The 9,310-nt window shown below is 61.4% G+C and carries 9 protein-coding genes; 6 read left to right on the plus strand and 3 right to left on the minus strand.

Annotated elements, in window-relative coordinates; all coding sequences use genetic code 11:
• Positions 1-1,063 precede the first annotated feature (1,063 nt).
• Genes VFZ66_00560 through VFZ66_00570 form a run of 3 tightly spaced genes read left to right on the plus strand, consistent with a single transcriptional unit; the run spans position 1,064 to position 3,187 of the window.
• On the plus strand, positions 1,064-1,855 hold the full coding sequence (locus VFZ66_00560; GenBank protein ID HEX6287643.1) for an LCP family protein: 792 nt from the start codon (positions 1,064-1,066) through the stop codon (positions 1,853-1,855).
• Positions 1,856-1,883: 28 nt separating this feature from the next.
• Positions 1,884-2,825, plus strand: a complete 942-nt coding sequence (locus tag VFZ66_00565) for a diacylglycerol kinase family protein (GenBank protein ID HEX6287644.1) — start codon at positions 1,884-1,886, stop codon at positions 2,823-2,825.
• A complete protein-coding gene (locus VFZ66_00570; GenBank protein HEX6287645.1) occupies positions 2,825-3,187 on the plus strand; it encodes a hypothetical protein in 363 nt (120 codons plus the stop codon). Before VFZ66_00565 ends, VFZ66_00570 begins: the two co-directional genes overlap by 1 nt.
• Positions 3,188-3,405: 218 nt before the next feature.
• Here VFZ66_00570 and cysK read toward each other — a convergent pair whose 3' ends face one another.
• Positions 3,406-4,335: a cysteine synthase A gene (cysK, locus tag VFZ66_00575; protein HEX6287646.1), complete on the minus strand. Its 930-nt coding sequence runs from the start codon at positions 4,333-4,335 to the stop codon at positions 3,406-3,408.
• 328 nt (positions 4,336-4,663) lie between these two features.
• Here cysK and VFZ66_00580 point away from each other — a divergent pair, with 328 nt between their 5' ends.
• On the plus strand, positions 4,664-5,875 hold the full coding sequence (locus VFZ66_00580) for an MFS transporter (protein HEX6287647.1): 1,212 nt from the start codon (positions 4,664-4,666) through the stop codon (positions 5,873-5,875).
• A 16-nt stretch (positions 5,876-5,891) separates the two neighbouring features.
• On the opposite strand, the gene VFZ66_00585 is transcribed toward VFZ66_00580, so the two are convergent.
• Both VFZ66_00585 and VFZ66_00590 read right to left on the minus strand, forming a co-directional pair.
• Positions 5,892-6,797 (minus strand): isoaspartyl peptidase/L-asparaginase, encoded by a 906-nt coding sequence (locus VFZ66_00585; GenBank protein HEX6287648.1) that lies wholly within the window; start codon positions 6,795-6,797, stop codon positions 5,892-5,894.
• Positions 6,798-6,899: 102 nt separating this feature from the next.
• Positions 6,900-7,946, minus strand: coding sequence for a YihY/virulence factor BrkB family protein (locus VFZ66_00590; GenBank protein ID HEX6287649.1), 1,047 nt, complete (start codon positions 7,944-7,946; stop codon positions 6,900-6,902).
• A gap of 146 nt (positions 7,947-8,092) precedes the next feature.
• Here VFZ66_00590 and VFZ66_00595 point away from each other — a divergent pair, with 146 nt between their 5' ends.
• Positions 8,093-8,704 (plus strand): dual specificity protein phosphatase family protein, encoded by a 612-nt coding sequence (locus VFZ66_00595; protein HEX6287650.1) that lies wholly within the window; start codon positions 8,093-8,095, stop codon positions 8,702-8,704.
• A gap of 93 nt (positions 8,705-8,797) precedes the next feature.
• Positions 8,798-9,310 (plus strand): superoxide dismutase (locus VFZ66_00600; GenBank protein ID HEX6287651.1); only part of this gene is annotated, 513 nt, incomplete at its 3' end.

Raw genomic sequence — 9,310 nt, forward strand, 5'->3', positions numbered from 1 at the left:
AAAGTGAGAACCGAGGTTCTCGTTCAGGGTCACGCATCACACGTCAGTTGGTCAGGTGCGCGCCACCGGGCGGCGATAAAAAATCGAGGGCGTGCGAACACCGCTCGATGCATCGGTCCCGATTGTGGCGGTCTGCCTCCTGAGGAGGCGAGACTGTGGTGTTGCTGTTGTCAGCGACAGAAGAGAATTATACTACACTCTCAGATGTTTGTCAAGTGTTGTATGTGCTTCTCTCAGGTTATGCTTCTCTTTTGGAGGAGCGCTGCAACGAACCACATTCGTTTGCAACGCGCGGTAGTATAGCACGCTAGAATTATTTGTCAAATTACGACAGCATATAGCAAATACAGCTTTGGAATGCCGTATATCAAGATTTTATCAGCTTAATGGGCTTGCGGTCTTTGTTTGAGGTTTGTTAAAATGTATACTCCTACCAACGAGGTCTTTCATGATATGTGCCGAAGCCCGTCGCCTACTCGATCAAGGTATTATCCCAGGGTCTACTCGTGGTCGCGATCCTCAGCTTGGCTTTCACTTAGCAGCCTGTGCCGAGTGCCGCGCCTACCGCGAGCAGCTTGATCAGCGCTTACTCACCGCATTAGTTACAACACCAACAGCCAGATCGATACAGCCGCCAGCCCAGCCCGTCGTTACAAAGATTGCTCCCAAGGGGATACCTCCTGCGCCGCCGGAACCGAAAGCAGCCGGCCCTGCAAGGACGCCTCGATCGCCCGCCCGCTCGACTCGCATAGGTTCTTCGCCGCTGAGGCTCGTGCTCGGATCTGCTCTTCTGTTGCTATTGTTTCTTGGCTGGTATTTGGGCCTGCCGCTGTACCGCGCATACAACCGTGATATGAAGAGCTGGAACGTAGTTGCGGCGCCCGAGTCGATCGAGCTGCCGAGCGTGCCAGCATCGACCAGCGCTACAGCGCTCATTGCGGCAATAGAGCCGACGGAGACAGGCACACCGACGAGCACCCCAACTTCCCGCGCTACGGCAACGGCGACAACCACTCCGACGATTGTGCCAACTCCTACTCCGACGCTACCTTTCGCACAACCGATGACCGTCCTGTTGCTTGGCCTCGATGCTCGACCCGGCGAGGACATGCGTGCCCGCAGCGACGCGCTGATGCTGGCGCGAATCGATCCGCAGCGTGGCGATGTAGCACTCCTGTCGATGCCGCGCGATCTATGGTTGAATATTCCGGGATACGGTGAGAGCAAAGTCAACGGCGCGTTTTATCAGGGCGAGATGGCCCAGCCCGGCGGCGGTATGGCCTTAGCCAAACAAACACTTCAGCAGGCATATAACCTGACGATCGACCATGCCGTGGTGATCGATTTTGCCGGATTTCGCTCATTGATCGACGCGCTTGGCGGGATTACCGTGGATGTGCCCAAGGAGCTGTACGATGGGCGTTTCCCAACCGACGATTATGGTTATACCGTCGCGCATTTCCTGCCGGGGCCGCAGCAGATGGACGGCGCGGCGGCGCTGATGTTCGCCCGCACGCGGCACCCAGACTCGGACTTTGAGCGGATCAAGCGGCAGCAGCTTGTTTTGGTCGGCATTGCGCAGAGGCTCAAGGAGCGCGGCATCTTTCAAAATCTGCATGAGGCTGATCAGCTTACCGCCGCGCTGACGCCCTATATTCAAACCGATATGCCGCCGGATGTAGTGCTGTCGATGCTCTGGAGCATGAGGGAGATCGACCCGGCGCAGGTGCGACGCTACACCGTCGACGGCTCGATGGTCTGGGAAACATCCGTGAATGGCGCGTACGCGCTGGTGCCGCAGCAGGGCCTTCTGCCAGCGCTGGGACAGAAGTTGCTAACATCATCTACTCCGTAAGCTTCGTAATGTTTCCAAGGGAGTCGAGATGGCCGTGTATCGTCGTATTCTGGTGATCATCAATCCAGCTTCTGGACGGCATGATGTGGGGCAGACGCGCCAATTGATCGAGGAGCGCTGCGCCCGTGAGCAGGTAGCGTATGAGCTTCGGGAAACCCAGGATGCCGGCGATGCCTTCATGTGGGCGCAGCAAGCCGAGGCAGACGGCTTCGATCTGGTGCTGGTTTCGGGCGGCGACGGAACCATTATGGAGGCGATGAGCGGGCTGATCAAAAGCGGCGCGCACGTTCCCCTGGCGCAGATACCGGTAGGAACGGCCAACCTCCTGGCACGTGCGGTCAATATCCCAACCGATCCGCAGCAGGCGCTGGACACGGCCTTCATCGGAAAGGCCCAGCGCTTCGACGTAGGCTACTTGCCCAACGAAGATCGCTACTTTGCGCTTGTGGCCGGAGCTGGGTATGATGCACGATTAATCGCAGACGCATCGCGTGAGCTCAAAAACGTGCTGGGCTTCGCGGCCTATGTTGTCACCGGGATCAAACACCTGTTTACCCTGCGGCGCGCCCGGATCGACCTGGAAGTGGACGGCAAACGCCGACGGCTGCGCGCCCACACGATCATGGTAGTTAACGTAGGCGAGATCGAGAGCTTTGGACTTGCGCTGGGGCCAAACATTCAGCCGCACGACGGGAAGCTCGATCTGGTGATCGTTTCGTCGGCAACGCTCTGGGGCGCGCTCCAGATTCTCCTACGCATTTTGACCCGCCGATTTACCGGACATAGCGCCTTGACCTATCTGAGCGCTTCGCGAGTAAAAATTACAGCCCGACCGCCGCTGCCGACCGAGATCGACGGCGAGGAGCTTGGAACCACCCCGCTCTATGTCGAGGCAGTACCTCAAGGAGCGCTGCTGATCGTTCCGAAGGATTATCAGCCAGCTAAAGAAGCGAAGGAAACCGCAGCCTGATGGACCGTTATAACCACTCGCTCCATATTGTCGATCAGCTTCGCTATCTGGTGACATCGCTCGCGTGCTCGCTGGGGCCGGTCGTGCTCATCGCGCTGCTGCCTGAGCCATGGCATAGCTCATTTCTACCGCTGGCAGCGCTCTTCGGCGCGTATAGTTTTATGTTCGTGCTGGCGATCTTGCTCTACGCGCTTGAGCAGCTATGGCGGCTGCTGCGTCGTCCGGCTAACGCGCCGATCGCCTGTCCCGCCTGCCACACCATCGACCAGCCCTACCGCCCGTTTTATGTGGCGCGCGTCGCCCCGCTGATCGTCCGCATCCACTGCCCGGAATGCCACGAGCGCTGGATCGAGCGCCGCTGACCGCATGCGATCGAGCGCGTCGTCTGGGGATCGAGCGCGGCGATCTCACGGCCAGGCTGCTGATAGATTTTTCGGAGATTCTTAAGCTGAATCACAGCTATCACCCAAAAGAAAAGTGCCTCCGAATTGGAGGCACTGAAGAAACTTGATAGACAAACCTGGCGACACCTTGAGCCTGTTGTGCTCGGCGGCGCTGCCAAGACGAAGTGTTGGATCAGCTAGACCTCTTCGTAGAGCGGCGTCGAAAGATAGCGCTCGCCATTCGAGGGCGCGATAAAGACGATCAGCTTGCCCGCATTCTCAGGCCGCCGCGCCACTTCGAGCGCCGCCCAGGCCGCCGCGCCGCCCGAAATACCAAGCAGCAAGCCTTCTTCCTTGCCGAAGCGCCGGGCCGTGGCGTAGGCGCTCTCGTTCGAGACACGGATCACATCGTCGTAGGCCGACGTATTGAGCACATCGGGGATGAAGCCCGCGCCGATGCCCTGGATCTTGTGCGGCCCCGGCTTGCCACCCGACAGGATCGGCGACGCCTCCGGCTCGACCGCAATCGCCTGGAAGCTGGGCTTGCGCGCCTTGATGATCTCGCTCACGCCAGTGATCGTGCCGCCGGTGCCGATGCCCGCCACCAGAATATCGATCTGGCCGTCGGTATCGTCCCACAGCTCCTCAGCGGTCGTCTTGCGATGGATCTCAGGATTGGCCGGATTCTTGAACTGCTGCGGGATGAAGCTGTCTTGAAGCTCGGCGGCGATGGCCTCGGCCTGCTTGATCGCGCCGCTCATGCCCTCGGCTCCCGGCGTGAGCACCAGCTCAGCACCGTACGCTTTCAGCAGCTTGCGCCGCTCAAGGCTCATCGTTTCAGGCATCGTCAGGATCAGCCGGTAGCCGCGTGCCGCCGCGACCATCGCCAGCGCAATGCCGGTGTTGCCGCTCGTCGGCTCGACCAGCGTCGTGACGCCGGGCTTGATCTTGCCCTCACGCTCGGCTGCATCAATCATGGAGAAACCGATGCGATCCTTCACCGAGCCGCCGGGGTTGAAAAACTCCAGCTTTGCAGCAATAGTCGCGTGCGTATCGTTGATGCGCCCAACCTTGACCAGCGGCGTGCGACCAATCGTTTCGGTAATATTTTCGTAGATGCGGCCCATACTCTTCACCTATTGCTAAGTTTGTCGCTCAAGAATGTTATCATATTCCCGGCGACAATACAATATGCCATTTGGCCTAATGGGGGAGAACAAACAAAGAACCTGATGCCATGCGGGTGCCTTTTGGTCATGGTAGCCCGGCATGGGCACCCGGCGCACAAAGAACAAAGAAACGCGGATCAGGTTAGGATGGCCTTTGTTCTCTGTTCTCTGTTCTTTGGTGCGCGGCTTGCTGCTGGCGCTGCCTTAGCGGCGGATAGATAAACTTGGGATGGGTCGGTTGAGAGGAAGGACGTTATGTTGACAGTGTTAGCGAACAGGCGGCGGTATGGTTAGAATCCGATTGCCGAGGTTACAGGCCGCGCGCGCTGGAATATGGCTCAGTTGCAGCTACTTTTGGTACTTTGCAGCGATCGGCTGCTTCGCTCCGTATATTGCCCTGTACTACCGTCATCTCCAGCTCAGCGGCTTACAGATCGGCGTGCTGGGGGCGATCCTTCCGCTGGGCATTGCCTTTATCGCGCCGCTGTGGGGCGGGCTGGCGGATAGCTTTTCGGCGCATCGTCTGCTGCTGCGCTGCACGCTGCTGGTGGCGGTAGTTGCCGCGCTGCTGCTATCGCAGACGACCAGCTTTGTGGCGCTGCTGCCGCTGATGGTGCTGCTGGCGATCTGTCTGGCCGCCGTGCCCGCGCTCCTCGACAGCTACGCGATGATGATCAGCGATCGTGAGGGCACATCGTTCGGGCGGATACGCATGTGGGGCTCGATTGGATTTATCGTCATGGTCTGGCTGCTAGCCTGGTGGATGGGCCAGAGCGTCTCTAGTGTCTTCTTGATCGCCTACGCCGTCACGCTGCTGCTCACCTGCGCCGCGACTCTGGGATTGCCGCCGTTGCAGCCACGCTCCGCCCAGCCGATATGGCAGGGTGTCTCTGAGATCGTGCGGGATCGCTCGGTTGCCCTGCTGCTGCTGACAGTCTATCTTGTCACCAGCAACGCGACGATCATGTCGAGCTACCTGGGTATTTACCTGATCGAGATCGGCGGCACCGCGCGGCTGGTCGGCACGGCATCGGTCGTTGCAGCGATCAGCGAGCTACCGGTGCTGATTTTTGGCCGATGGCTGCTTGAGCGCTTCACCAGCCGCCGGATCTTTATCCTTGCGGTCGGCGCGTACATGCTTCGCTTCCTGCTCTACAGCATCCCGCCGTCGCCCTACGCGGTGCTGGCGGTGCAACTCCTGCACGGCCTTTCATTCGGCATGTATCTGATGGCCTCGGTAACGCTGGTTCACGAGCTAGCGGGACGGGAGCGAGCGGCGACCGCGCAGGGTTTGCTCAGCTCCACGTCGCTTGGATTTGGAGCGATCACCGGCTCGCTGGTGGGCGGCGCGCTGCTGGATCGAATCGGCGCGGTCGGCATTTTTCGCGTGGCGGCGGTGGGGATGCTCATGGCGCTTGGCGTTTGCCTGCTGAGCGCGCGGGCCAGCGCCGCGAGACGCGCCGTGACGAAGCCTGTGCTTCGGCACAGCCAGAAGTGACGTTGCCGCCAGGCCGTCAGCGCTCGCCGTGGCGCACACCGACGACCGGCTCGTCGGCTCCGCAGCGATAGGCATAGGCCATGCGCGGCGTGTTATGCGCCACGCCGACCGAGCCGTCGGGCCGTAGCACGATACAGCCTGCCGCGCCGTCGGTGCGCCGCGCCATCATCTCGATCGCGTGGTCGGCGGCATCCTGGGCGCTCTCGCCGTGCGCCAGCCGATCGACCACCGACTTCGACAGCACCACGCGGATGATCGCCTCGCCGAGTCCTGTAGCGCAGCACGCGCCCGCCTCGTCGTCGGCGTACAGCCCGCAGCCGATCAGCGGCGTATCGCCGACGCGACCCGGCAGTTTGTTGGGCACGCCGCCGGTCGAGATCGCCGCCGCAATGTTGCCGCGCTCGTCGAGCGCCAGCGCGCCCACGGTATCGTGGCCGCGAAACGCATCCTCGATCGCGAACGACGGATCGGCCTGGATGCGCTGCCAGCGCTCCCGCTCGCGGGGCACCACCAGGTCGAGCGGCTCGCAGCAGGGAATGCCGACCGCCTCGGCAAGCTGCTCCGCACCCGCGCCGACGACCAGCACATGCTCGGTCTGCATCACATGTCGCGCCAGACGCACGGGATTGCGCACCCGCCCGATCGCCGCCACCGCGCCCGCGTCGAGCGTGCGACCATCCATCACCGCCGCGTCCATCTCCACCTGCCCGACCGCGTTGAGAAAGGAGCCAACGCCAGCGTCGAAGGTTGGATCGTCCTCCATCGCCCGCACCGCCGCCTCACAGGCATCCAGCGCCGACGCGCCAGCGGACAGCAGGTGCCAGCCCGCAGCCAGGGCCGCGCTCACGCCGCGCAGATGCGCATCGACTTCGGCGTCGGGAATGGCCCACGCGCCGCCATGTACGATCATCGAGATTGGCATACAGCTCCTTGGTTCGAGTTCAAAGTTCAAAGTTCGCGGTTTTTTGTTCTCCTCTTGTTCTCTTGTTCTCCCCTTTGTTCTTTATGCTTTGTTCTCCACCCCCTAGCCCGCGCGCAGCCGCCGCACGGCTCGCCCCAGCCCGACGAGCAGCGCGATCGTCGTGACGCAGACCGTGCCGAGAACGCCCAGCACCGCGCCGGTCGCGCCGCTGACGACGCGCTCACGGGCCAGCGACGTATCCGCACGCTTCATCGGCATGGACACCGGCAGATTCATGCCGACAGAGGCACACAGCGGATCGACCGCGACCTCCGCGCGGCTGCCGTACTGCTGCGCATAGACCGACGTAAACTCGCCGCCGAAGAAGACTACCTGCGACGACAGATAGACCCAGGCGACCAGCGCCAGGATCGAGCCGACCGCGCCATAGTTTTTGTAGCTGCTGAACGTGATGTAGTACGCGATGGCAAACTGAAGCAGCGACCAGAGGATCGCGGTCAGCACCGCGCCGAGCCACACATCGCGCCAGGTGACATCGGTCTGCGGCAAATAGCGGAACAGCAGCGCAAAGATCAGCGTGAGCACGCCAAGGTTGATCGCGAGCTGCACCAGGCTCCACACGATCACGCCGCCGGGCAGCGTGTGCATAAACTCGCCGAGCGCGGTCAGGATCGCGCTGACGATCATCGACACCAGCAGCAGAAACGCTCCCGCCAGCACCAGCGCAAACGAGAAAAAGGTGGCGCGCAAAAATTCGAGCGGCCCGCCCTGCGACGGCGCTTCCACGCCCCAGATGATATTGAACGCGCTAACCAGCTCGCCAAAGACCCAGGACGCGCCCAGGATCAGCGTGACGGTGCCGACGATACCGGAGGCGCTGCGCGTCTTCTGCGCCGCTTCCAGCGCATTCACAAAATCGTCGCGAAAGCCGCCGGTGATACTCTCCAGCGCGTTGAGGATCGCCACCTGCGCCGCGTCGGAGTTGGCGAGTAGCAGGCGCACGATCGTCAGCACGACCAGAATCAGCGGAAAGAGGGAAAAAAGCGTGTAGTACGAGAGCGACGCGCCAAGCCGGACACAGTTATCTCCGTTCCACTTGAGCGCAGCGGCTTTGACCAACGGCCATACCTTGATCCGATGCAGGTTCATGACAGCACCTTTGCAACATGCCGCGATGGTAGCATATCTCGCGGATCTGTCCAACGCCTTCTAGCACTCTTCTAGCAGCATTTTTGCCAGCCTTGCCCGCTGCATGTACAATCAAGAAGAATCTTTGGAGAAATGGCGATTTATCGATGCGTATTCCTCACTCAGCATTTCGCGCGCGCTCGCGGATGTTCGCAAGCTGGCGACGCTGGCAGCGGCGGGGCCGTCCCGATCTGCCGCCGAACGCGGACGCCATCACCCCGCATCTCGTTGTCGGCGGCTTTATCGACGCGCACGACTGGCGGCAGCTCGTCTCGCAGGGCGTGAGCGTGGTCGTCAGCTTGCAGGCCGAGCGCCACGACGAAGATGCGTTTGGCGAGCTTCAGCCCGACGGCTACCTGCGCCTGCCGACGATCGACCACTCGATCCCGACGCTCGCGCAGCTGCGCATGGGCGCGGCCTTCATCGATGAGGCTGTCCGCGCGGGCAAGATGGTGCTGATCCATTGTCACGCCGGGGTAGGCCGATCGGCGCTCTTATGCGCCTGCTATCTGGTGTACACTAGTATGAGTGTTGAGGAAGCCTGGCAGACCGTCAAGGCCAGGCGGACGGTCGCCTACCTCAACCCCAGGCAGCAGGCCATGCTGGAAGCGTTTGCAGAAACTATCGCGCGCGAGCGCGCGGCGACGAGCGTGCCGGTGGCGGGTCCACCGCCGGATACGCACGTGTTTATCGATGACTCGTCGAGCCGCGCCTCCTGAGGCCACACAACCTGATCCAATGGACGGGTGACAGTGGCACATGGTTTGCGGCGATCTCTATCGGTTATTCGTTCTTGAACAAGGAGGATTGCAATGGCACACGAGTTACCGCCCTTACCGTACGACTACAATGCCTTAGAGCCGCACATCGACACGCAGACGATGCAGCTCCATCACGATAAGCACCACGCGGCGTATGTCAACAACTTAAACGCCGCGTTGGAGAAATATCCCAACCTGCAAAGCCAGAGCGCGGACGATCTGATCCGCGACCTCAACAGCGTGCCGGAGGATATTCGCGCGGCGGTACGCAACAACGGCGGCGGCCACGTCAACCACACCATGTTCTGGCAGATCATGGGTCCGAACGGCGGCGGCGAGCCGACCGGCGCGCTCGCTCAGGCGATCACCGACTCATTCGGCACCTTCGAGGAGTTCAAGAAGCAGTTCAACGACGCGGGCACCAAGCGCTTCGGCAGCGGCTGGGCTTGGCTGGTGCGCACCAGCGACGGCAAGCTCCAGATCATGAGCACGGCCAACCAGGACAATCCGCTCAGCGAGGGTCACTACCCGATCATGGGCAACGACGTGTGGGAGCACGCCTAT

This window comes from Herpetosiphonaceae bacterium, from assembly GCA_036374795.1.
Classification (GTDB): Bacteria; Chloroflexota; Chloroflexia; order Chloroflexales; family Kallotenuaceae; genus LB3-1.